Source organism: Cyanobium sp. ATX 6E8 (assembly GCF_024346335.1).
Taxonomy (GTDB): Bacteria; Cyanobacteriota; Cyanobacteriia; order PCC-6307; family Cyanobiaceae; genus Cyanobium_A.
Map to the genome: position 1 here is coordinate 94,899 of NZ_JAGQCT010000002.1, position 21,448 is coordinate 116,346.

The following is a 21,448-nucleotide window of genomic DNA, read 5'->3' on the forward strand; positions in this document are numbered from 1 at the left end:
TCGCGCCACGGCGGAGGTGTTGTGGCAACGGTTGCAGAGCTGCTCCAGCCCGTTGAGGCTGATCTGGATGCCCTGCTGGCCGATCTGCGCAGCCTGATCGGAGCCGGTCACCCCATTCTTCAGGCCGCTGCAGAGCATCTGTTTGCCGCTGGGGGCAAACGTTTGCGTCCCGGCATCGTGCTGCTGCTGTCTCGGGCGGTGGCTGCCGATGGCGAACTGGGCCCGCGGCATCGGCGTTTGGCCGAGATCACCGAGATGATCCACACGGCCTCCCTGGTGCACGACGATGTCGTCGACGAGGCCGCCACCCGCCGCGGTGTTGACACCGTGCACAGCCGCTTCAACCACCGCGTCGCTGTGCTGGCTGGTGATTTTTTGTTTGCCCAGGCCAGTTGGCACCTCGCCAACCTCGACGATCTCGAGGTGGTCAAGCTACTCAGTCGGGTGATCATGGATCTGGCCGACGGTGAGGTGAAGCAGGGCCTGTTCCGCTACGACACCGGCCAGAGCTTCGAGACCTACCTCGAGAAGAGCTACTGCAAAACGGCTTCCCTGATTGCCAACAGCGCCCGGGCGGCCGGCGTGCTCACGGGCCTGCCTGCGCCCCAGCTCGATGATCTGTATCGCTTTGGGCGCCAGCTGGGTCTGGCCTTCCAGGTGGTCGACGACATCCTCGATTTCACCGGCAGCGACCAGCAACTGGGCAAGCCGGCCGCTAGCGATCTGGCCTCGGGGTACCTCACTGCACCGGCCCTCTATGCCCTTCAGGAGCGACCGGCCCTGGCTTGCCTGATCGAGCGGGAATTCAGCGAGGAGGGCGACCTCGAGCAGGCCCTCGAGCTGGTTCGCGGCTGCGAGGCGATTCCCCGCTCGCGGGCCCTGGCCGAGGGCTTTGCCCAGGAGGCTTCTCAAGCCCTGGACTGGTTGGCACCCTCCGAGCCCCGCAGCGCCCTGCGTGCCCTGCCGGATTTCGTGCTCAGCCGGCTGTATTGATCATTCGCCTCCCACTGCCAGCAGGGGCGTCTGCTGGAGGCTGCTGAGAAACCGCTCGATGCCCGGGTAAACCCGCTGCCGCTCGTGTTCGCTGATCTGGGCGGGCGGCACCACAAACACCTGGCAGCCAGCGGCGCGGGCCGCCTGGGCCCCGGCCGGGGAATCTTCAAACGCCCAGGTCTGCTCGGGCGCAACCCCCAGACGCTCGGCGGCCAGCAGGAACACATCCGGTGCCGGCTTGCCAGCCGCCAGCGCTGGATCGTCGCCATGGACCCGGGTGGTGATTGCCTCCAGCCATGGATGGGGTGCCGTTTTGAGCGCCACGGCTGCGCGCGAGCTGCTGGTGGCGAGCGCCATCGGGATGGCTAGCGCAACGCAGCGCTGCACCAGCTCCACCGCCCCCGCGGTGGGCTGGGCGTGGATCAGCAGGGCTTCAGCGATGGGCTGGCGCACGTCCAACAGGGCTTCAGGGCTGGGGGCGGAGCCTTGGGCCGCTTCGATCCAGTCGACCACCTGGTCTGCGCAATCCAGGCGGCGGCGGCCCCGCAGGCCCAGCAGCTGGGCGTCTGTCAGCAGGCAGCCGAAATGCTCGGCGGCTTGACGCCAGGCCTGGGCGTGCAAGGGCTCGGTATCGAGCAGCAGGCCATCGAGATCAAACAGGCAGGCAGCAGGCTTCCCCATCCGACCATTCTCGGCGACGGCAGTGGCGTCATCGGCTGGCCGAGCCCCGGGGCTGCCCGCTTGAATGGCTTCAGGTTTCTTTGTTGTCGGCATCGCCATGGGTCAGGCCCCCACGATCGAGTCGGTGCTGCAGGAAGCGCGCCTGTTTGCGCCACCGGCTGAGCTGGCCGCGGGTGCCCGCATCGGTTCGATGGAGGCTTACCGGGCTCTCTGTGCCAAGGCTGAGGCCGATCCCGATGGTTTCTGGGGCGACCTGGCCCGCGAGCAGCTGCACTGGTTTGAGCCATTTCACACGGTGCTCGATTGGAGCAACCCTCCCTTCGCCAAGTGGTTTGAAGGCGGCACCACCAACCTGTCCTTTAACTGCCTCGATCGCCATCTCGAGGGCCCCCGCGCCGACAAGACAGCCCTGATCTGGGAAGGGGAGCCGGGCGATAGCCGCAGCTTCAGCTACCGCCAGCTGCACGCCGAAGTGTGCAAAGCCGCCAATGCGCTCAAGGCCCTGGGGATCGGCAAGGGGGATCTGGTGGCCCTCTACCTGCCCATGGTGCCGGAAGCGGCCATCGCCATGCTCGCCTGCGCCCGCATCGGTGCGCCCCACTCGGTGGTGTTCGGCGGCTTCTCGGCCGATGCCCTGCGCGACCGGCTGATCGATGGCCAGGTCAAGGCGGTGATCACCGCTGATGGCGGCTTCCGCAAGGACAAGCCCGTGCCCCTGAAACCGGCTGTGGATGAGGCTCTTGCCGGCAACGGTGGCGCCCCCAGCGTCGAGCACGTGCTCGTGGTGCAGAGACTGGCCGGTGCCGGTGGTGACTGCGCCATGACCAGCGGCCGGGATGTGTGGTGGCACGCGCTGGTGGACGCCCAGAGCGCCGAGTGCCCGGCCGAGCCGATGGCCAGCGAAGACCGGCTGTTTGTGCTCTACACCTCCGGCTCCACCGGCAAGCCCAAGGGGGTGGTGCACACCACCGCCGGCTACAACCTCTGGGCCCACCTCACGTTCCAGTGGATCTTTGACATCCGCGAGGATGACATCCACTGGTGCACCGCCGATGTGGGCTGGATCACCGGCCACAGCTACATCGTGTATGGCCCGCTCTCCAACGGTGCCACCACGGTGATGTACGAGGGCGCGCCCCGCCCCAGCAAGCCCGGCGCCTTCTGGGAGGTGATCCAGAAGCACCGCTGCACGATTTTCTACACCGCCCCCACGGCGATCCGCGCCTTCATGAAGAGCGGCCGCGAGGTGCCCGACCAGTACGACATGAGCAGCCTGCGCATCCTCGGCACCGTGGGCGAGCCCATCAATCCAGAAGCCTGGATGTGGTATCGGGATGTGATCGGCGGTGATCGCTGCCCGGTGGTGGACACCTGGTGGCAGACCGAGACCGGCGGCGTGATGATCAGCCCCCTGCCCGGGGCCACCTCCACCAAGCCCGGTTCCTGCACCCTGCCCTTGCCTGGCATCGCTGCCGACATCGTCAATCATGAGGGGGCATCCCAGGGGGTCGACCAGGGTGGCTATCTGGCGGTGCGTCGCCCCTGGCCCGGAATGATGCGCACGGTGCACGGCGATCCGGAGCGCTTCCGCAAGAGCTACTGGGAGGAGATCCGCCCGGCCGATGGCTCCTGGCTCTATTTCGCCGGTGACGGGGCCCGCCGCGATGCCGACGGTTACTTCTGGGTGATGGGCCGCGTCGATGACGTGATCAACGTGAGCGGCCATCGCCTCGGCACCATGGAGATCGAGAGCGCCTTGGTGAGCCACCCGGCCGTGGCCGAGGCCGCCGTGGTGGGCCGGCCAGACGATCTCAAGGGCGAGGGCATCGTCGCCTTCGTGACCTTGGAGACCGGCCGCACCGGTGATGACGCCCTGATGGCGGAGCTACGCAGCCATGTGGGCAAGGAGATCGGTCCGATCGCCAGGCCGGATCTGATCAAGTTCACCGATGCTCTACCGAAAACCCGCAGCGGCAAGATCATGCGCCGGATCCTGCGGGCCCTTGCTGATGGTCAGGAGGTGAGCGGCGATACCAGCACCCTGGAGGACCGTTCGGTGCTCGATGCCCTACGGGTCTAGATCGGCTGGGAGGGCAGGTCCCCCCAGGCATCGATGCTGGTGGCGATGCGGTCGAGGGCCCGCTGCCGGGCTGGATCATCGGCCCAGCTGCCCAGCAGGTTTTGGCGCAGTCCCGCACTGGCAGGCGCCAGGTGATCCCCAGGCAGCTCGAGGAGCTCGGTGGCGTCCTCAGCCCGGCTCTGCAGCACGCCCAGTAACCGGCCGCTCTGGTCGATGCCATCGCGCTTGAAGCGCACCAGCAGGTTGCGCGGTTGGCGGTAGCTGCGGGCCAACTGGTGCAGGGTTTCCTCCGGCGATGGACTGAACTCACTGCGGAAGTTGAATTGCTGGCCCAGTTCCGCCAGCAGCGGCACCGAGCGCTCGGCCGAGAAGTTGTTGAAGCTCAGGGCCACCAGGCCGCTGGCGCTGCGACCGCCATCGGGAGCCAACAGATGCAATTTGCAGCCCAGGCTGTGGCCAAGCCGCAGCAGGGGGGCCGTGCTGTCATCGCCTTCGCGCAGTTGGCGAAAACGGCGCCAAGCCGTGTTGGCCTGGTCTTGATGGTCAAATCCCGGCACGTAACTCCAGGCCCGCACCAGCCAGCCCTTGGATGTCAGAGCCTCCAGCAGCCGCCGATAGCTGAGCTGGGGGGTGGCGGCCAGGTAGCTGCCGCCGATGAATTCGATGCAGCCGCGTGCCCCTCCCGCTGGCTCCAGCTGCCAGATGTCACCTCGCTGGCGCCAGCGCGTCATGGTCAGAGGGCCAGGCGCTGCAGGGCGGCCCGGGCTTCATTGCGGTGGGCGGCCCCGTCCAGCAGGTTGTTGAACACATGCCGGATCACCCCTTCGCCGTCGATCACGTAGGTCACCCGGCCCGGCAACAACCCGAGCACATTGGGTACACCGAACGCTTGGCGAAGCCGATTGCTCTGGTCTACCAGCAGCGGGTAAGGGATGTTGTGGCGGCTGGCAAAGCGCTGGTGGCTGGCCAGGTCGTCGCCGCTGACGCCCCACACCTCCGCGCCCAGGGCCTGGAGGTCGGCGTAGCTGTCGCGAAAGGCACAGGCCTCGGCCGTGCAGCCAGGGGTGTCGTCTTTGGGATAGAAAAACAGCACCAGGGCTTTGCCGGCGAGCTGATCGCTGCGGCGCTCGCTGCCGTGTTGATCAAGGAGCGCCACCAAGGGGGCTCGGTCTCCGGCGGCAAGGCCCATGCCTGGATCGGGAATCTGGTGCTTCACCCTAGGCAGCGACCTCTGGTCGCCGGAGGTTCGGGCTGGGACGATGGGGCAGCAGTGCCCTGGACACCGTGAGCGGCCCGATCGAGGAACAGCCCAGCCTTTGGCAGCAGAGCGATCTGCTCAGCCTGGCGCCCCAGGCCCCCGAGCCAGGTCCAGCCCCCAAGCGCGATCGCCAGCCCCAGCTGCCGCCCCTCACGGGCCGCTCGGATGCGGCCCGGGTCGCTCCAACCACCCTGTTGATCCTTGACACCGAAACCACCGGCCTGGAGCCCAGCTCTGCCGAATGCATTGAGGTGGGAGCCGTGTTGTTTCACGTGCCCCAGCGCGCTGTGCTCAGCCAGGTGTCCTTCCTGTTGCCGGCCCAGGTCAATCCAGCCGAGGCCGTCAACGGCATTGCGGCGGCGGTGACGCAGCTTCCCCAGCCCTGGCAGGCCGGCCTGCAGCACTTTGAGGCCATGCTGGGGGCGGCCGATGCGGTGCTGGCCCACAACGCGGCCTTCGATGCCCAGTGGTTTGGTCGGGGGCCCTTGCCACCGATCAACAAGGCCTGGATCTGCTCGATGGACGACATCCGCTGGCCCGCGGAGCGACATCTTCGGCCTGCGCCGTCGGTGCGCGATCTGGCCCTGGCCTACGGCGTGCCGGTGTGGGCCGCCCACCGGGCTCTCACCGACTGCATCTACCTGGTGCAGGTGTTCGAGCGCTGCACCAACCTCGAAGAGTTGCTGGTGGCGGCGCTGGAGCCCAAGCTGCTGTTCCGCGCCAACCTCACCTACGCCGAGCGCCACCGGGCCAAGGAGGCCGGGTTCCGCTGGAACGATCCGGTGCGGGGTGCCTGGACCCGTCGCCTCAGCGAGCGGGAGGCCCAGGCCTTGCCCTTTCCGGTGCAACCGGTGGATGCCGACCCCGTGGCGGCCTAGCGGCACGGCTCTGTACCGATTGTCTTCCAATCTCTGAAGCAGAGCGGGGTGTTCGCGCCATTGTTGTTCTGCAGGCGCAGGGTGGTGGTGCGGTCGCCATGGAGACCATGGCCAGTCGGGTGCGGTTTCGGGTTCTGCAGGTGGACGGTGGTCCCCAGCAGCGCGTGCTCCGTTGGCAGGCTGCGAGGTCTTGGGCACGGCTGATCCGCGAGGCTGAGGCGCTGTGGCGGGTGGATGTGCGCGGTCTGCGTCGTCTGGCTGCCCATGAGCTGGGCCAGTTGCTGCAGGAGGTGCCGCCGCGTTTGCGACATCGCGTCAACCGCTGGCTGGAGCGGCTCCAGGTGGCGACCCGGCTGCGGTGATCTGGGAGTGAGTCGGCTAGTTCAGTCAGCCGCTGGCTACAAAAAAACCGGCTGGGGAAGCCGGTGGAAGCTGCACTAGTGCTGAAAGCGGTACTAGTGCTGGAAGCAGTACTAGTGCTGGAAGCAGTACAGATGCTGACCGCTGGACGCGGTGCCGGCTAAAAATCGGAGCGACAGGATTTGAACCTGCGACCCCCACTACCCCAAAGTGGTGCGCTACCAAGCTGCGCTACGCCCCGGCAGAAGGAAGCTACCACAACGCTTTGCGCGGTTTCAGCCGCTGGATCAGGCGCCGGCTGAGTCTCTCCCGGCTGAGACCCGCGTAGCCCGCAATCCGCTGCTGATGGGCCAGTTGGCGCAACTCCGCCAGCCCCATGCTCGCCAGCCGCAGCTCGGGCAGTTTCTGCCAAGCAGCGGCGGCGGCCGGCAGATTCGACCCCCGACGGGAGCCGCCGAAGCTCAGCAGGGCTCCCCCTGCCATCCATTCCGGCACCAGCACAAACAACACCGCGAGCAGTCCATAGAGCTCAACCAGCCCCTTGGGCAGGGGGTGCAGTTGGCGATGCTGCGATTGGCGGTGGCGCGACGGTGGCTTGGTCACAGCAGCTGGAGGCTGGGTTGGGGGCGCCGGTCCAGGGCCTGGGGCGCGGTGTTCTCGCGCCACTGGAGCGGTGGCTCTGGACGCGGATTCAACCGCACGCTCCAGAACACAAGCGCAAAGCACAGGCCCAGGGTGATCAGGAGTCCCAGAATCACCACCCGATCCGGCAACGGATTCATGGCTCCAGCCCTCTCACACCTGCTCCGTACGCAGGCATTCCAACCGCCGTGACTGCTGCTCCATGGTGAGCACGTCCCCCTTGAGTACCAGGGTCATCTGGTCGTTGCGGTAGCGGATGCCGGGCAGGTCGGAGGCCTCGCGGAACAGGGTTGAACGGAAACGGCCGGCGATCAGGGAGGCCTGGGCGTCGTTGCGCTCCAAGGTGACCCGACGGGCATTGGGGCAGAGGAACTGCTCGGTGATGCCGTAGTCCTCCCACCACGGGGAGCCCATGGAGATCAGGCTGAGCGCCAGCAGCGACAGGGGCAACGACACAGGCAGCACCGACCCCTCCTAGGCCAAGTGAATGGGGGAATTGTCCCCCCGCAGCACGCAATGGGCCACCGACCAGTCGTAGGCATCCCACACTCGGGAATCGAGTTTGTAGGCGGCGCCGGGGAACTCGCCCAGCCGTTGGCCGCTGGGCTGGGCGGAGCAATAGGGCCGGCTTCCCGGTTTCGCTAAATACTGCTGGTGATACGGCTCTGCAAACCAGAAGGTCTGTTGGCTGCGCAGCTCGGTGGTGATCGGCCCAAAGCCAGCGCCGCTCAACAGGGCTTGGTAAGCGTCGCGGCTGGCTTCGGCCTGGGCCAATAAGCCCGGATCGTTGACGTAAATCACGGAGCGGTACTGGCTACCGCGGTCGTTGCCCTGGCGATCTCCCTGGGTGGGGTCGTGGCATTCCCAGAAGAGTTTCAGCAGGTCGCTGAAATCAATCTGAGCGCTATCCCAAACCACCCGCACCACCTCGCTGTGGCCGGTGCGTCCAGAGCACACCTGGTCGTAGCTGGGTTGCTGGATCGTGCCGCCCGCGTAGCCCACCGCTGTGGTCACCACCCCGGGCAGGCGCCAGAACCCTTTTTCTGCGCCCCAGAAACAACCGCAGCCGAACACCGCTTCGTGCTGCCCCTGCTGGGGGGCCGCCTCGATCGGAGTGCCCAGCACCACATGCGGAGACTGGGTCTGGGGAGCGGTCTGAAACAGCCCGAACACACTCGATCGTGCAATGAAAGACGAGCCTAGGCAGCCCCTTTCGTGCCTGCGTCAGCCTCCAGCGCGATGTGGTTGAGCAGGGTGGTGGTGAAGGCGAACAGCAGGAAGGGCAACGAGAGCACCAGGATCAATCCCACCCCCACCAGGGCGAAGATCGGCTTGCTGGCTCCCATCAGCGCCAGGCCCGCAGCCAGGCTGGCAAAGATCACCAGCATCCAGATCAGGATCTGGCCGTAGATGTCGCCGAAGGTGAGGGTGCAGCGCAGCCGATACGACAAGCCGGTCAGTCGGGTGGCGGGCGACGGTGCGGGCTCCATGACTCCGGACGCGATTGGCGATCTCTTCTAGGTAAGCCGCGGCGGGCCGGGTTGTCTGGAGAGGGCAACAAGTATTGAGATCAGCCCGCAGCCCTGAGCTGCTCGGTGGCCTGTTCCCGATCCCACAGCCGCCGGTAGGTGCCGCCCTGGGCGAGCAGCTCGCTGTGGTGGCCCTGCTGCACCAGCCGCCCCTCCTCCATCACCAGCACCCGATCACAGGCGGCGGCGGCAGAGAGTTGGTGGCTGATCATCAAGATTGTGCGGGTCTGCCGTTGACGCGACTGTTCCTCGCGGACGCTGCGCAGGATCTCGGCGGCCGTCGTGTTGTCGACACTGGCGAGGGCATCGTCCAGCACCAGCAGGGGCGTCTGCACCAACAGGGCTCGTCCCAGGGCCGTGCGCTGGCGCTGGCCTCCGCTGAGGGTGATGCCCCGTTCACCCACCAGGGTGTTGTAGCCATCGGGGAAGCCCTTGATATCGCCCTCCAGCCGGGCCTGGCGGGCTGCCGCCTGAACGCGCTCCAGGGGCGCCTCGGGCTCGCCATAGCGCAGGTTGTCGGCAAGGGTGGCGGTGAACAGGTAGCCCTCCTGGGGGACTAGGCCGACTTGGGCGCGCAGGGCCTCGAGATCGAGGGCGGTGATGTCGACCCCATCGAGCCAGAGTTGGCCGGGCTCCACCTCCACCATGCGTCCAAGCGCTCGGGCCAGGGTGGTTTTGCCGCAGCCCACGGGCCCCACCACCGCCACCAGTTCGCCGGGATGGAGCACAAAGCTGACGTCCACCAGTGCCGGTCGCGGAGCACCGGGGTACCGCACGGTGAGACCGCGGGCTTCGATTGCGCCCCGGCTTGGTTGGCTTGGCGGTTGGGGTGACGAAGGCGACACGATCAGGGGGCGCCGGCGCAGCAGGTCTTCCACCCGCTCCAGGCTCACCTGGCCCGTCTGGAAGGTGTTAAGGGTGAAGCCCAGCAGCGCCGTGGGAAACACCAGTCGCTCCACAAACAGGATCAGGGCGACGAGGTCGCCGATCGTCAGGCGGCCACTTTCGAGTTGGCCGCTGCCCAGGGCCAGCAGCAGCAGCAGGCTGATCGAGGAGATGCCCTCCAACAGCGGAAATAGCGTGCTGCGGGTGCGGGCTAGTCCCAGGGCCGCATCCCTGTACATCCGGTTGCGTCCGGCGAAGGCGGCCTGCTCGGTGCTCTCCTGGCCGTAAATCTTGATCGCGCTGATCCCGGAGAGGTCCTCCTGGATCAGGTCGCTCAGGGAGGCGAGGGCCTCCTGTTGGCGCCGCTGCTGGCGCATCATTCGCCCTCCGAACAGGCGAACCACCATCAGCATGAGGGGATAGAGCCCCACCGCCGCCAGGCTCAGCCACGGGTCGATGGCCAGCATCGCCGGCAAGGTGAGCGCATAGGCCAACACCGTGTTGGTGAGGCTGAGCACGGCGAAGCCCAGCAGCCGCCGCACATTTTCCACATCGCTGGTGGCTCGGCTGATCACCTCGCCGCTGCCGGTGGTTTGCACCCAACCGGGCTCTTGCCGCAGCAGGTGATCAAAAATCTGCTGTTTGAGATCGGCTTCTACCTGCCGCCCCACGCCAAACACCAGCATGCGCGAGTAGAGCCGCACCGCTCCCATCACTGTTGCCAGGGCGACGATCAGGGCTGCCTGCGCCAGCACGTCCTGGAGATCAAAGCCGTCCTGCAGGTCGTCGATCACCCGCCGTACCAACAGCGGAATCGAGACGCTCAGCAGGTTCACTACCACCAGGGCGGCCATGCCCTGGAACACCACTTTGCGGTGGGGCCGCAGGTAGCGGCCAATCAGATCCAGCCGGATGGCTCCCATCGGGGCCGGGTGCACAGGTGGCCCCAACCTAGGGACGCGCTTTTCCGGCAGGCTGGACACCTGAATGGGGCAGCGCCATGGCTTCCGGTAACTCGGCTTCCGGTAACTCGGCTTCCGGCAACAAGGCTTCCGGCAACAACGACCAGAGCCATCCCCTTTATGCCACCGACCGCGACGCAGTGGACCGTTTGCTGGCTGCGGAGGTGCCGGCCGACGATCACCTCGTGGATGCGGCGCGTCTGCTCATGCGCTACGAGGGTTTTCCTGGCGCCCATGACCTCAGCGCCGACCTGGCCAAGACGCTGCGACTCTGGGGCCTGAGCCGGGAGGAGCTGCATCGCCGCACCCGCGCCATCTGGGCAGCGGGCTTTCGCCCGGCGCCGGCGGCCAGTGAGGCGGTTGGATCCAGTTTTGATACCGCCGATCAGGAGCAGGGCTGAACAACGTTGCTCAGGGGCATCGCCAATTTCCCCCTCTTCGGGTGATAGTGGAGGAGTCCCCATCACCCGGCCCGGCGTGCTTTGCACCCGGGCTTTTTTCTGGCTCCAGCTCTGGCTTCAAGTCCGGCTCCAACGGATCCTTCCCTCCCCGACCCCATGGCCCAAGCCCATCCCTGGCCCGCTCTCCTGGAGCAACTGCTGCAGGGAGATCCGCTCTCGACAGAGCAGGCCACAGCGCTCATGCATGGCTGGCTGGCTCAGCAAATTGACCCCGTTCTTACCGGTGGCTTGCTCGTGGCTCTGCGGGCCAAGGGGGTGACGGGTGGCGAGCTGGCGGCGATGGCTGCGGTGCTGCGGCAGGCCTGTCCGATGCCAGCTGCCCGCCCGTCCTTCGCCCTGGTGGACACCTGCGGCACCGGCGGCGACGGCGCCGACAGCTTCAACATTTCCACCGCCGTGGCCTTTGTGGCGGCTGCCTGCGGTGCGCCTGTGGCCAAGCACGGCAACCGCAGCGCCAGCGGCCGGGTGGGCTCGGCCGATGTTCTGGAAGCCCTGGGCCTCCATCTGCAGGCGCCAGCGGAGCAGGTGATCGGCGCCCTGGCCGATGCAGGGCTCACGTTCCTGTTCGCACCGGGCTGGCATCCGGCTCTCGTCGGCCTGGCCCCCCTGCGGCGCACCCTTGGGGTGCGCACCGTGTTCAACCTGCTCGGGCCGCTGGTCAATCCCCTGCGGCCCGAGGCCCAGGTGTTGGGGGTGGCCCGGCCGGAGTTGCTCGATCCCATGGCCGAGGCTCTGGCTCAGCTGGGCCTGCGGCGCGCGGTTGTGGTGCACGGCCACGGTGGCTTGGATGAGGCGTCCCTCGCTGGCGTCAATGCCCTACGGCTGGTCGAGAACGGAGCGGTGCAGGCCGATCAACTCGACCCCGAGCAGTTGGGCCTGGCTCGAGCGCCACTGGCGGCTTTGGCTGGCGGCGACCTCGCCACCAATCGCACCATCCTTGAAGCGGTGCTCCAGGGCCGGGGCACCCAGCCCCAACAGGATGTGGTGGCGTTGAACACGGCCTTGGTGCTGTGGGCCGCTGGCCGGGCCGACAGCGTGGCGGATGGACTCCAGCAGGCCCAGCAGGCCCTGGCGGCTGGCGGCGGCTGGCAGGCCCTGGAGCGGCTGCGCGCCGCCCTCCCCGCCCCCGCTGCGGGATGATCCAACCAACTGCGTTGAACCCGTGAGCGAGCCTGCTGCCACTGCCCTGCTGGTGCTGGCCGATGGCACGGTCCTGCGGGGCGAGGCCTTTGGTGCCCGCGGCACGGCCATCGGTGAAGTGGTGTTCAACACCGGCATGACCGGGTATCAGGAAGTGATGACCGACCCGAGTTACTCCGGGCAGCTGGTCACCTTCACGTATCCCGAGCTTGGCAACACCGGCGTCAACGCCGACGACCAGGAGGCGAATCGGCCCCATGTGCGTGGCGTCATTGCCCGCCAGCTGGCACCACGCGCCAGCAATTGGCGCTCCGAAGGAGATCTGGAAGCATGGCTGAGCCTGCACGGTGTGGTCGGCATCCGTGCCGTCGATACCCGCGCCTTGGTGCGCCATTTGCGAGAAGGGGGCGCCATCAACGGGGCCATCAGCACCGATGGCACCGCCCCTGGGGCCTTGCTGGAGCAGGTGCGCTCAGCCCCCTCCATGCAGGGGCTCAACCTGGCGGCCCAGGTGTCGACCCCAGAGCCTTATCAGTGGGATCGCTCCTGTGGCGCGGCCTTTGACGCCCGGCTGCAGCAGCGCCCCGATCGCCCCTACCGCGTGGTGGCGATCGATTTCGGCATCAAGCGGGCCATCCTCGAGCGCTTGGTGGCCCATGGCTGTGGGATCACCGTGTTACCCGCTGACGCCACCCTTGAGCAGGTGCTCAGTCACCAGCCGGAGGGGGTGTTTCTCTCCAATGGACCTGGCGATCCCGCCGCCGTCGCCACTGGCATTGAGCTGGCCAAGGGGTTGATTGCGCAGCCCAACCTGCCCCTGTTTGGGATCTGTCTGGGTCACCAGATCCTGGGGCTGGCCCTGGGGGGCCGCACCTTCAAGTTGGGCTATGGCCACCGCGGCCTCAACCATCCCTGCGGCAGCATCGGCCAAGTGGAGATCACCAGCCAAAACCATGGCTTCGCTCTGGATTCGGATTCCCTTCCCGCCGAGCGGGTGCGCGTGACCCATCACAACCTCAACGACCAGACGGTGGCGGCCTTGGAGATGTGCTCTCAGCCTGTGTTCGGTGTCCAATACCACCCCGAAGCGAGTCCCGGTCCCCATGACGCGGACCACCATTTCGCCCGTTTTGCCACCCTGATGGCCGAGCGCCGCTGAAGCCTGTCGCAGTTTTGTTGCGACTGCAGCAGCGACAAATTTGCTCTCTACACTTCGCCCCAGAACGGATTGGGGGCTGGAGCCATCAACGACCTGCAGCGATTGACGGTGTCCCTTCGAGGCGGCTTCGAGCAGCAGGCCCACTGCCAGCTGTTCCGCTTCACGGGACAGCTTGACGCCTATTCCGACAAGCAGTTCGGCGAGTTTGTGGCCTCCCATCGAGGCACCGGCCAGTCCTTGGTGATCGACCTGAGCCACATCGACTTCATCGACTCCTCCGGACTGGGGGCGCTCGTGCAACTTGCCAAGCAGTGCAACGCTGACCAGCAACAGTTTTTGGTGGTGGGTAACGCCCGGGTGGTGCAGACCGTGAAGCTGGTGCGCCTGGAAGAGTTTTTGCATCTCCAGCCCGATCTCGACACCGCACTTGGCAACCTCGCGGCCTGAGCAGGGCAGCCCCGACCCATTGGACAGCACGGGTTGGTTGGCAGGGCTGACGCCCCAGCCCCCCGGTGCCGAGCTCGGCCCCCTGCAGCTGGCCTGGCTGGGGGATGCGGTGTGGGAGTTGCACCATCGCCTGCAGCGCTGTCGTCGCCCTGCCCGCTCCCAGACCCTGCATCAGCAGGTGGTGCAGGTGGTGCGCGCCGATGCCCAGGCCCAGGCACTGGAGTGTCTTGATTCCTTGCTCAGTGAGGCCGAGCGCGATCTGGTGCGGCGCGGCCGCAATCGGGCCGGTCGTGGGCCGCGCCGGGGGGATGCGGCGGCCTATGGACAGGCCACGGGTTTTGAGACGCTGCTGGGCTGGCTGTTTCTTCACAACCCTCCCCGGTTGGTCGAGCTGCTAGATCACTTGAAGGAGAACGATCCATAACCTGCGGAAGACGTCATGAGCCCACGATTTGATCGCCGCCCCGAGAAGCGGACGGGGGGCGGGGCCCGCGGGGCTGGTCGCCCGCCCCGCTTCAGCGGTCCAAAGCCTGAGTGGCGCCGCGATGGAGCCGGCGAGGACCGGGAGGGAAGCCGCGATGCCCGGCGGGACCCAGGCGGGCCTGCGCCTCGCGGCGCTTCGCGCTATCAACCCCGCCGCGACGGTGGCGCCGATCGCCCCAGCAGCCGAGGTGAACGCCGCCCCTTTGAGCGCCGCAATGACAGCGACCGCCCCGCCTATGGGGAGCGCAGGCCGGATCGTTTCTCAGGGGATCGCGGTGCCGCCGATAGCAAGCCCTACGACCGCCGGCCTGGTGGCCGTTTTGAAGGTCGTCCCCAGGGTCGGCGCCCCGATGCAGCAGGACGCCCCGATGGTCGCCGTTTTGCAGGGCGCCGTCCCGATGGCCCGCGCTTCGAAGGACGCCGAGCTGACGGGGGCAGAATTGCCAGCGGCAGATTTGAAGCTGGCAGATTCGAAGGTGGGCGCCCGTCGCCAGGACGCTTCTCGCCCAAGCCCCTGATTGTCGATGCCGACAGCCTCCCCCCCAGTGGCGATGCGGAGCGCCACAGCGTTGACCCCAGCACCGACCTGATTTGGGGACGCCATCCAGCCCAGGCGGCCCTTGAAAGTGGTCGTCCCATCCACCGCGTCTGGTGCACGCCGGAGATGCGGTTCAGCCCGAAATTTCTCCAGTTGCTGCGCGAGGCCAAAGCCTCCGGGGTGCTGGTGGAGGAGGTCACCTGGGCGCGCCTGGGGCAGATCACTGGTGGGGCCGTGCACCAGGGCATTGCCCTGCAGACCGCCGCTGCGGAAACCCTGGACCTGCCGACCCTGCTTGAGGGATGCGCCGGCATCGGCGAACCGCCGCTGCTGATGGCGGTGGATGGCCTCACCGATCCCCAGAATCTGGGGGCGATCGTCCGCAGCGCCGAGGCCCTCGGGGCCCATGGCCTGGTCTTGCCCCAGCGCCGCAGCGCCGGCCTCACCGGTTCGGTGGCCAAGGTGGCAGCCGGGGCACTGGAGCACCTGCCCGTGGCCCGGGTCGTCAATCTCAATCGCGCCCTCGACACCCTCAAACAGGAGGGTTATCGGGTGGTGGGCCTGGCCGCTGAGGGCACCGTCAGCTTGGAGGAGGCCGATCTGGAGGGCCCCCTGGTCATCGTCACCGGATCGGAGGGCGATGGCCTCTCCATGCTCACCCGCCGCAATTGCGATCAGCTGGTGCGCATCCCCCTGCGCGGTGCCACCCCCAGCCTCAATGCCTCCGTGGCCACCGCCCTGCTGCTTTATGAAGTGGCCCGTCGCGGCTGGATGAAGGGGTTGCGTGGCTCCCAGCCCGCACCGCGCCTGGTTCGCCCCCAGCTCCCCGCTCCAGCGGCGGAGACCGCTGAGATGGCCACTGAGATGGCCGCTGAGCTGGTCACTGAGCTGGTCGCTGAGCCTGAGGTCTCTCCCCTGGCACTGGAGGAGGCTCCCCCCATCGCTGAGCTGGCTGCTGCTGAAGAGCTGCCTGTTGCGGCTTGGATGCCTCCTGAGGATGAGGCTCCCGTGGCGGATCCCGTCGTCAATGAGACCACCCTGGACCTCGGTCTCACCCCGGCAGGGCCCGCGGGTTTCAACGGGGACATTCAGCTGTGATGCGCCCAATCCCTTCCGGTCCCAATGGCGGGCAGAATGGACGCAGTCCTGCCCCTGCTCCATGAATCCCCTGCTGTGGCCCGTGCGCAGCTGCGCCAATGGTCTGGGCCTAGCTTGGTGGGCGCGGGTGGAAACCCGTTCACCGGACGCGGTCTACTGGTTTGGGCCGTTTGTGCGTCGTGGCACCCTTGAGGCCCACTTGCCAGCCTTCCTCGCCGATCTGCAGGCTGAATCGCCCGGATCCCTTGAGCATCAGCTGCTGCGCACCCGCCGGGGTGAGCCCCTCACCGAAGTGGGTTGATCGGGGTCAGCTGATAGCGTCCAGACCAGCTAGCAAGTAGGTGAATGGGGATCGCCGCATGGCGTGAGCAACTGCGCAAGGGCGACATCTCGGCCCGGGAGCTCACCGATCACCATCTGGCTCGGATCGCGGCGGTCGATTCCACCGTGCACGCCTATTTGGACGTCACTGCGGAGCGGGCCCGGGCCGATGCCGATCGCATCGATGCCCTCCGGGCCGCCGGTGAAGAGCTGCCTCCGCTGGCGGGGATTCCGTTGGCGATCAAGGACAACCTCTGCACCAAAGGGGTCGCCACCACCTGCTCCAGCCGCATGCTGGAGCACTTTGTGCCCCCCTATGAGAGCACCGTCACCGAGCGCCTCTGGCAGGCCGGTGGCGTGCTGCTGGGCAAAACCAACCTCGACGAGTTCGCCATGGGCAGCTCGACTGAGACCTCAGCCTTTGGCCCCAGCCGCAACCCCTGGAATCCGGAGAAGGTGCCCGGCGGCAGCTCCGGCGGCAGTGCGGCGGCGGTGGCCGCCGGTGAGTGCATGGCCTCCCTCGGCTCTGACACCGGCGGTTCGATACGCCAGCCGGCTGCCTTCTGCGGGGTGGTCGGGCTCAAGCCCACCTATGGCCGCGTCAGCCGCTACGGCCTGGTGGCCTTCGCCAGCTCCCTCGACCAGATCGGCCCCTTCACCACCTCGGTGGCTGATGCTGCCGAGCTGCTGCAGGTGATCGCCGGTGCCGACCCCCGCGATTCCACCTGCCTCAACGCCCCCGTGCCCGATTACGTCGAGGCCCTGCAGCAGCCGGTGGCCGGGCTGAGGGTGGGCCTGGTGCGCGAGTGCTTTGAAGCGGAGGGTCTCGATCCCCAGGTGAAGGCGTCTGTGCTCGCCGCTGCCGCCCAGCTGGAGGCCCTGGGCTGTGAGTTGGTCGACGTGAGCTGCCCCCGCTTCAACGACGGCATCGCCACGTACTACGTGATTGCGCCGTCGGAGGCTTCGGCCAACCTGGCTCGCTACGACGGCGTGAAATACGGCTACCGCGCAGCCGATGCGGCAAGCCTGGCGGAGATGACGGCGCGCAGCCGGGCCGAGGGCTTCGGCGATGAGGTGCAGCGGCGCATCCTGATCGGCACCTACGCCCTATCGGCGGGCTACGTGGATGCCTACTACAAAAAGGCCCAGCAGGTGCGCACCTTGATCCGTCGCGACTTTGACCGGGCCTTCGAGGCGGTGGATGTGTTGCTCACTCCCACCTCCCCCACCACGGCCTTCGGCTTTGGCGCCCACAGGGACGACCCCCTGGCCATGTACCTGGCCGACCTGCTCACGATCCCCGCCAACATGGCTGGCCTGCCGGCGATCAATGTCCCCTGCGGTTTCGATCTCCAGGGCTTGCCGATCGGCTTGCAACTGATCACCGGTGTGCTCGAAGAGCCGCGGCTGTTGCAGGTGGCTCACCACTACGAGCAAGCCGTACGGGTAATGCAGAGCCGTCCGGTGGCTGATCTGGTGCCCTAGCGGCACTCCAGATCTGGTGCCGGTAGCCGCGGGTGCTCCAAGCACCACGCTGGATCTTGCGTAGTCGCCTAACTTGGGCCTGCACCAGGTGCCCGCCGGCCGCTTTTGCCCTTGGCTTTCGTTCCGCTCCACAACCACAGCGACTACAGCCTCCTGGACGGGGCGAGTCAGTTGCCGGCGATGGTGGAGCTGGCGGTTGAGCTCGGCATGCCCGCCCTGGCCCTCACCGACCACGGCGTCATGTATGGCGCCATCGAGCTGCTGAAGCTCTGCACCAAGGCGGGGATCAAGCCGATCATCGGCAACGAGATGTATGTCATCAATGGCTCCATTGATGACCCCCAGCAGAAAAAGGAGAAGCGCTACCACCTTGTGGTGCTGGCCAAGAACGCTGTGGGCTACCGCAATCTGGTGAAACTCACCAGCATCAGCCACCTGCGCGGCATGCGCGGCCGGGGCATCTTTGCCCGCGCCTGCATCGACAAGCAGCTGCTGGCCCAGCACAGCGAAGGGCTGATTGTGGCCACCGCCTGCCTGGGCGGCGAGATTCCCCAGGCGATCCTGCGGGGCCGCCCCGAGGTGGCCCGCGACGTGGCCCGCTGGTACCAGCAGACCTTCGGCAACGATTTCTACCTGGAGATCCAGGACCATGGCGGCATCGAAGACCGCATCGTCAACACCGAGATCGCTCGCATCGGTGCCGAGCTGGGCATTGAGCTGATTGCCACCAACGACGCCCACTACCTCAGTGCCAACGACGTGGAGGCCCACGACGCGCTGCTGTGCGTGCTCACCGGCAAGCTGATCAGCGACGAAAAGCGTCTGCGCTACACGGGCACCGAATACATCAAAGGCGAGGTCGAGATGCTCGCCCTGTTCGGCGATCACCTGCCGCCAGCAGTGGTGGAGCAGGCTGTCGCAAACACAGCCAAGGTGGCTGAGAAGGTGGAGGCCTACGACATCCTGGGCCGCTACCAGATGCCGCGGTTCCCGATTCCCGAGGGCCATACACCGGTGAGTTACCTCACCGCGGTGGCCGAGCAGGGCCTGCGGGATCGCCTGCATCTGAAGAGCGATGCGGCGTTTAAGCCGGAGTACGGCGAGCGGTTGGCTTTCGAGCTGCAGGTGATGGAGCAGATGGGCTTCCCCACCTACTTCCTGGTGGTGTGGGATTACATCCGCTTCGCCCGGGATAACGGCATCCCGGTGGGGCCGGGTCGGGGCTCGGCGGCCGGATCCCTGGTGGCCTATGCCCTGGGCATCACCAACATCGATCCGGTCACCAATGGCCTGCTGTTCGAGCGCTTCCTCAACCCAGAGCGCAAGTCGATGCCGGATATTGACACCGACTTCTGCATCGAGCGCCGTGGTGAGGTGATCGATTACGTCACCCAGCGCTATGGCGAAGCGAAGGTAGCCCAGATCATCACCTTCAACCGCATGACCTCCAAGGCTGTGCTTAAGGATGTGGCCCGGGTGCTTGATATTCCCTATGGCGATGCCGATCGACTGGCCAAGTTGATTCCGGTGGTGCGGGGCAAACCCGCCAAGCTCAAGGAGATGATTGGTGCTGAATCGCCAGCACCGGAATTCCGCGAGAAGTATGAGAAGGACCCTGTGGTCCAGCGCTGGGTGGACATGGCCATGCGCATTGAGGGCACCAACAAAACCTTCGGGGTGCATGCGGCCGGCGTGGTGATTGCCGCAGATCCACTCGATGAGCTGGTGCCGCTCCAGCGCAACAACGATGGCCAGGTGATCACCCAGTACTTCATGGAAGACGTGGAGTCGATGGGCCTCTTGAAGATGGACTTCCTCGGGCTCAAAAACCTCACAATGATCGACAAGACCGTCGACCTGGTGGAGCAGAGTATTGGCATCAAGGTTGATCCCGACGACCTGCCCCTCAACGATGAAGGCACCTATGCCCTGCTGGCCCGGGGCGATCTCGAAGGCATCTTCCAGCTTGAATCGAGTGGCATGCGCCAGATCGTGCGCGATCTCAAGCCCTCATCGCTGGAGGACATTTCCTCGATTCTGGCCCTTTATCGACCGGGCCCTCTCGATGCTGGACTGATCCCCAAGTTCATCAACCGCAAACACGGTCGCGAAGCGATCGATGTGGCCCATGAAAAGCTGGAACCGATCCTGAAGGAGACCTACGGGATCATGGTGTACCAGGAGCAGATCATGAAGATCGCCCAAGACCTGGCCGGCTATTCCCTCGGTGAAGCCGACCTGCTGCGGCGGGCGATGGGCAAGAAGAAGAAAAGCGAAATGGAGAAACACCAGAGCATCTTCGTGAGTGGTGCCACCGAGCGGGGTGTTGATCCGAGGGTTGCGGAAGCCCTGTTTGAACAGATGGTGCTGTTCGCGGAATACTGCTTCAACAAGAGCCATTCCACCGCCTATGGGGCCGTCACCTACCAGACGGCCTATCTCAAGGCCCACTATCCAGTGGCCTACATGGCGGCGCTGCTCACTGTGAATGCCGGCGACAGCGCCAAGGTGCAGCGCTACATCGCCAACTGCAATGCCATGGGCATCGAGGTGATGCCGCCGGATGTGAATGCCTCCGGAATCGACTTCACACCGGTCGGCGATCGCATCCTGTTCGGCCTCTCGGCCGTACGCAATCTGGGCGATGGGGCGATCCGTCAGTTGATCGAAGGTCGACGCAACGATGGCCCCTATGAATCTCTAGCCGAGCTCTGCGATCGCATTCCCGGCCAGCAGCTCAGCCGCCGAGCCATGGAGGCCTTGATTCACTCCGGTGCCCTCGATGCCCTCGAACCCAAGGCCAACCGGGCCCAGTTGATGGCGGATCTCGAACTGGTGATCGATTGGGCCAGCTCCCGCGCCAAGGATCGGGCCAGCGGTCAGGGCAATCTGTTTGACCTGTTCGGAGCCGCCGCGGGGGCCGATTCCACTGCGGCGGGCGTGGCCGATTTGAGTACGGCGCCCAAGGCTGCTCCTGTGCCCGACTATCCCCCCACCGAGAAACTGCGGCTGGAGAAGGAGCTGGTGGGCTTCTACCTCTCGGATCACCCCCTCAAGCAGCTGGCCCACCAGGTGAAACTGCTCTCACCGGTGGCCCTTGGCAGCCTGGAGGAGATGGCCGATAAGGCCAAGGTGAGTGCTGTGGTGATGGTGTCTGAGTTGCGCCAGGTGACCACCCGCAAGGGTGATCGCATGGCCGTGCTGCTCCTTGAGGATCTGACCGGCAGCTGCGAGGCCGTCGTGTTTCCCAAGAGCTACGCCCGCCTGGCGGATCACCTGATGGTGGACGCCTGTCTGTTGGTGTGGGCGTCGGTTGACCGCCGCGATGATCGCGTGCAGCTGATTGTCGACGACTGCCGCTCCATCGACGATCTTCAGCTGCTGATGGTCGATCTTCCGGCCGAACAGGCTGCCGACATCGCCATCCAGCACCGGCTACGGGAATGCCTGCACCGCCACAAGCCACCCCAGGAAGAGGCCGGACTGCGGGTGCCGGTGGTGGCCTTGGTGCACCAGGCGGATCAGACCCGCTTCGTGCGACTCGGGCCCCAGTTTTGTGTGGGCGACGTGGGAGCCGCCCTGGACACGCTGACTGCCGCCGACTTCCGCGCCAGGGTCAGCTCACCCATCCTTGCGGCCTGAGCCGGGCGGCGGCTGGGCATTGCCCCCTGTGCGCATGCTCCGAATTGAGCTGCGCAGGCGGCTGATGTTCACCCCGATCTGCTCGGTGCCCAACAGGCTGCCCGGCTGGTCTTCCCAGCTGGCCGACAGCACACCAAAGCTCAGGCCGAGCAGGCCTAGAAAAAAACAAGCTCCCGATGCCGCCAAGGTGGCACCGGGAGCAATGTCGGCGATCTCTCGGCTCACCAGCAAGTAGCTGCCGACAAACACGCCCATGCCCATCAGGGTGGGGATGCCGGTGCCGATCGCAATGCGCCGGGCCATGCGGTTGGCTACCGCGTCTGGTATCACCTGCTGGCGAGCGGGTTGACGTGAGCCCTTGCCGGCTGGAACTCGGCGTTGAATTCCTTTGCCGGCCATGGACGCG

23 protein-coding genes and 1 tRNA gene are annotated in these 21,448 nt (G+C 66.4%); 13 read left to right on the forward strand and 11 right to left on the reverse strand.

All coding sequences use genetic code 11. The annotated features are described in order from the left end of the window. The first annotated feature begins 21 nt into the window (after nt 1-21). On the forward strand, nt 22-993 hold the full coding sequence (gene sds, locus KBY70_RS02525) for a solanesyl diphosphate synthase (protein WP_094559528.1): 972 nt from the start codon (nt 22-24) through the stop codon (nt 991-993). On the opposite strand, the gene KBY70_RS02530 is transcribed toward sds, so the two are convergent. Further along, the gene (locus tag KBY70_RS02530; protein WP_254987275.1) at nt 994-1,674 is read right to left on the reverse strand and encodes an HAD family hydrolase; all 681 of its coding nucleotides are present in this window, start codon (nt 1,672-1,674) and stop codon (nt 994-996) included. Nucleotides 1,675-1,738: 64 nt separating this feature from the next. On the opposite strand from KBY70_RS02530, the gene acs reads away from it, so the two are divergent. Then, nucleotides 1,739-3,754 carry an acetate--CoA ligase gene (gene acs, locus KBY70_RS02535; protein ID WP_254987276.1) on the forward strand — a complete coding sequence of 672 codons (2,016 nt, stop codon included), beginning with the start codon at nt 1,739-1,741 and terminating at the stop codon, nt 3,752-3,754. Here acs and KBY70_RS02540 read toward each other — a convergent pair. Together KBY70_RS02540 and KBY70_RS02545 are read right to left on the reverse strand one after the other, a co-directional pair. Further along, nucleotides 3,751-4,485 carry a DUF1350 family protein gene (locus KBY70_RS02540; protein WP_254987277.1) on the reverse strand — a complete coding sequence of 245 codons (735 nt, stop codon included), beginning with the start codon at nt 4,483-4,485 and terminating at the stop codon, nt 3,751-3,753. The genes acs and KBY70_RS02540 overlap by 4 nt on opposite strands. 2 nt (nt 4,486-4,487) lie before the next feature. Next, nucleotides 4,488-4,943: a peroxiredoxin gene (locus KBY70_RS02545; protein WP_254987399.1), complete on the reverse strand. Its 456-nt coding sequence runs from the start codon at nt 4,941-4,943 to the stop codon at nt 4,488-4,490. Between the two features lie 95 nt (nt 4,944-5,038). Between KBY70_RS02545 and KBY70_RS02550 the strand changes: the two genes are divergently transcribed. Then, nucleotides 5,039-5,890 (forward strand): 3'-5' exonuclease, encoded by an 852-nt coding sequence (locus KBY70_RS02550; protein ID WP_233128457.1) that lies wholly within the window; start codon nt 5,039-5,041, stop codon nt 5,888-5,890. A 107-nt stretch (nt 5,891-5,997) separates the two neighbouring features. Then, nucleotides 5,998-6,252: a hypothetical protein gene (locus KBY70_RS02555; protein ID WP_094559644.1), complete on the forward strand. Its 255-nt coding sequence runs from the start codon at nt 5,998-6,000 to the stop codon at nt 6,250-6,252. A gap of 165 nt (nt 6,253-6,417) precedes the next feature. Here KBY70_RS02555 and KBY70_RS02560 read toward each other — a convergent pair. From KBY70_RS02560 to KBY70_RS02590, 7 genes are all read right to left on the reverse strand, one after another. Next, a tRNA-Pro gene (locus KBY70_RS02560) sits at nt 6,418-6,491 on the reverse strand. Nucleotides 6,492-6,502: 11 nt separating this feature from the next. Beyond that, entirely contained in the window at nt 6,503-6,853 is a 351-nt protein-coding gene (locus KBY70_RS02565) for a hypothetical protein (RefSeq protein ID WP_254987278.1), read from the reverse strand. Next, nucleotides 6,850-7,032, reverse strand: a complete 183-nt coding sequence (locus KBY70_RS02570) for a hypothetical protein (RefSeq protein WP_094559532.1) — start codon at nt 7,030-7,032, stop codon at nt 6,850-6,852. Before KBY70_RS02570 ends, KBY70_RS02565 begins: the two co-directional genes overlap by 4 nt. A gap of 13 nt (nt 7,033-7,045) precedes the next feature. Continuing rightward, nucleotides 7,046-7,348 carry a hypothetical protein gene (locus KBY70_RS02575; protein ID WP_254987279.1) on the reverse strand — a complete coding sequence of 101 codons (303 nt, stop codon included), beginning with the start codon at nt 7,346-7,348 and terminating at the stop codon, nt 7,046-7,048. Between the two features lie 18 nt (nt 7,349-7,366). Next, nucleotides 7,367-8,017, reverse strand: coding sequence for a peptide-methionine (S)-S-oxide reductase MsrA (gene msrA / locus KBY70_RS02580; RefSeq protein WP_254987280.1), 651 nt, complete (start codon nt 8,015-8,017; stop codon nt 7,367-7,369). 74 nt (nt 8,018-8,091) lie between these two features. Further along, entirely contained in the window at nt 8,092-8,382 is a 291-nt protein-coding gene (locus KBY70_RS02585) for a hypothetical protein (RefSeq protein ID WP_094559534.1), read from the reverse strand. A gap of 80 nt (nt 8,383-8,462) precedes the next feature. After that, on the reverse strand, nt 8,463-10,229 hold the full coding sequence (locus KBY70_RS02590; RefSeq protein WP_254987281.1) for an ABC transporter ATP-binding protein: 1,767 nt from the start codon (nt 10,227-10,229) through the stop codon (nt 8,463-8,465). A gap of 77 nt (nt 10,230-10,306) precedes the next feature. Here KBY70_RS02590 and KBY70_RS02595 point away from each other — a divergent pair, with 77 nt between their 5' ends. The 9 genes from KBY70_RS02595 (at nt 10,307) to KBY70_RS02635 (ending at nt 21,042) form a co-directional block, all read left to right on the forward strand. Continuing rightward, nucleotides 10,307-10,669, forward strand: coding sequence for a DUF3288 family protein (locus KBY70_RS02595; protein WP_094559536.1), 363 nt, complete (start codon nt 10,307-10,309; stop codon nt 10,667-10,669). A 156-nt stretch (nt 10,670-10,825) separates the two neighbouring features. Then, entirely contained in the window at nt 10,826-11,869 is a 1,044-nt protein-coding gene (gene trpD, locus KBY70_RS02600) for an anthranilate phosphoribosyltransferase (RefSeq protein WP_094559537.1), read from the forward strand. A gap of 22 nt (nt 11,870-11,891) precedes the next feature. Then, nucleotides 11,892-13,028: a glutamine-hydrolyzing carbamoyl-phosphate synthase small subunit gene (gene carA, locus KBY70_RS02605; RefSeq protein ID WP_233128460.1), complete on the forward strand. Its 1,137-nt coding sequence runs from the start codon at nt 11,892-11,894 to the stop codon at nt 13,026-13,028. Between the two features lie 102 nt (nt 13,029-13,130). Beyond that, a complete protein-coding gene (locus KBY70_RS02610) occupies nt 13,131-13,475 on the forward strand; it encodes an STAS domain-containing protein (protein ID WP_094559647.1) in 345 nt (114 codons plus the stop codon). Nucleotides 13,476-13,512: 37 nt separating this feature from the next. Next, nucleotides 13,513-13,899 (forward strand): ribonuclease III domain-containing protein, encoded by a 387-nt coding sequence (locus KBY70_RS02615; RefSeq protein ID WP_094559648.1) that lies wholly within the window; start codon nt 13,513-13,515, stop codon nt 13,897-13,899. 15 nt (nt 13,900-13,914) lie between these two features. Then, complete coding sequence (gene rlmB / locus KBY70_RS02620) at nt 13,915-15,594, forward strand: 23S rRNA (guanosine(2251)-2'-O)-methyltransferase RlmB (RefSeq protein ID WP_254987282.1); 1,680 nt, start codon at nt 13,915-13,917, stop codon at nt 15,592-15,594. Between the two features lie 61 nt (nt 15,595-15,655). Further along, on the forward strand, nt 15,656-15,895 hold the full coding sequence (locus tag KBY70_RS02625; protein ID WP_094559540.1) for a DUF1816 domain-containing protein: 240 nt from the start codon (nt 15,656-15,658) through the stop codon (nt 15,893-15,895). Between the two features lie 44 nt (nt 15,896-15,939). Then, on the forward strand, nt 15,940-17,400 hold the full coding sequence (gene gatA, locus KBY70_RS02630; RefSeq protein WP_254987283.1) for an Asp-tRNA(Asn)/Glu-tRNA(Gln) amidotransferase subunit GatA: 1,461 nt from the start codon (nt 15,940-15,942) through the stop codon (nt 17,398-17,400). Between the two features lie 111 nt (nt 17,401-17,511). Continuing rightward, a complete protein-coding gene (locus KBY70_RS02635) occupies nt 17,512-21,042 on the forward strand; it encodes a DNA polymerase III subunit alpha (RefSeq protein WP_254987284.1) in 3,531 nt (1,176 codons plus the stop codon). On the opposite strand, the gene KBY70_RS02640 is transcribed toward KBY70_RS02635, so the two are convergent. Further along, nucleotides 21,022-21,441, reverse strand: a complete 420-nt coding sequence (locus KBY70_RS02640; protein ID WP_254987285.1) for a PAM68 family protein — start codon at nt 21,439-21,441, stop codon at nt 21,022-21,024. The genes KBY70_RS02635 and KBY70_RS02640 overlap by 21 nt on opposite strands. Between the last annotated feature and the right edge of the window lie 7 nt (nt 21,442-21,448).

Excerpts from the sequence above, each read along its gene's own strand:
- KBY70_RS02530 (WP_254987275.1), bottom strand. The coding sequence starts at position 1,674 with ATGGGGAAGCCTGCTGCCTGCCTGTTTGATCTCGATGGCCTGCTGCTC.
- acs (WP_254987276.1), top strand. The coding sequence starts at position 1,739 with ATGGCTTCAGGTTTCTTTGTTGTCGGCATCGCCATGGGTCAGGCCCCC.
- KBY70_RS02540 (WP_254987277.1), bottom strand. The coding sequence starts at position 4,485 with ATGACGCGCTGGCGCCAGCGAGGTGACATCTGGCAGCTGGAGCCAGCG.
- KBY70_RS02545 (WP_254987399.1), bottom strand. The coding sequence starts at position 4,943 with ATGGGCCTTGCCGCCGGAGACCGAGCCCCCTTGGTGGCGCTCCTTGAT.
- KBY70_RS02555 (WP_094559644.1), top strand. The coding sequence starts at position 5,998 with ATGGCCAGTCGGGTGCGGTTTCGGGTTCTGCAGGTGGACGGTGGTCCC.
- KBY70_RS02570 (WP_094559532.1), bottom strand. The coding sequence starts at position 7,032 with ATGAATCCGTTGCCGGATCGGGTGGTGATTCTGGGACTCCTGATCACC.
- KBY70_RS02585 (WP_094559534.1), bottom strand. The coding sequence starts at position 8,382 with ATGGAGCCCGCACCGTCGCCCGCCACCCGACTGACCGGCTTGTCGTAT.
- KBY70_RS02590 (WP_254987281.1), bottom strand. The coding sequence starts at position 10,229 with ATGGGAGCCATCCGGCTGGATCTGATTGGCCGCTACCTGCGGCCCCAC.
- KBY70_RS02595 (WP_094559536.1), top strand. The coding sequence starts at position 10,307 with ATGGCTTCCGGTAACTCGGCTTCCGGTAACTCGGCTTCCGGCAACAAG.
- trpD (WP_094559537.1), top strand. The coding sequence starts at position 10,826 with ATGGCCCAAGCCCATCCCTGGCCCGCTCTCCTGGAGCAACTGCTGCAG.
- rlmB (WP_254987282.1), top strand. The coding sequence starts at position 13,915 with ATGAGCCCACGATTTGATCGCCGCCCCGAGAAGCGGACGGGGGGCGGG.
- KBY70_RS02625 (WP_094559540.1), top strand. The coding sequence starts at position 15,656 with ATGAATCCCCTGCTGTGGCCCGTGCGCAGCTGCGCCAATGGTCTGGGC.
- gatA (WP_254987283.1), top strand. The coding sequence starts at position 15,940 with ATGGGGATCGCCGCATGGCGTGAGCAACTGCGCAAGGGCGACATCTCG.
- KBY70_RS02640 (WP_254987285.1), bottom strand. The coding sequence starts at position 21,441 with ATGGCCGGCAAAGGAATTCAACGCCGAGTTCCAGCCGGCAAGGGCTCA.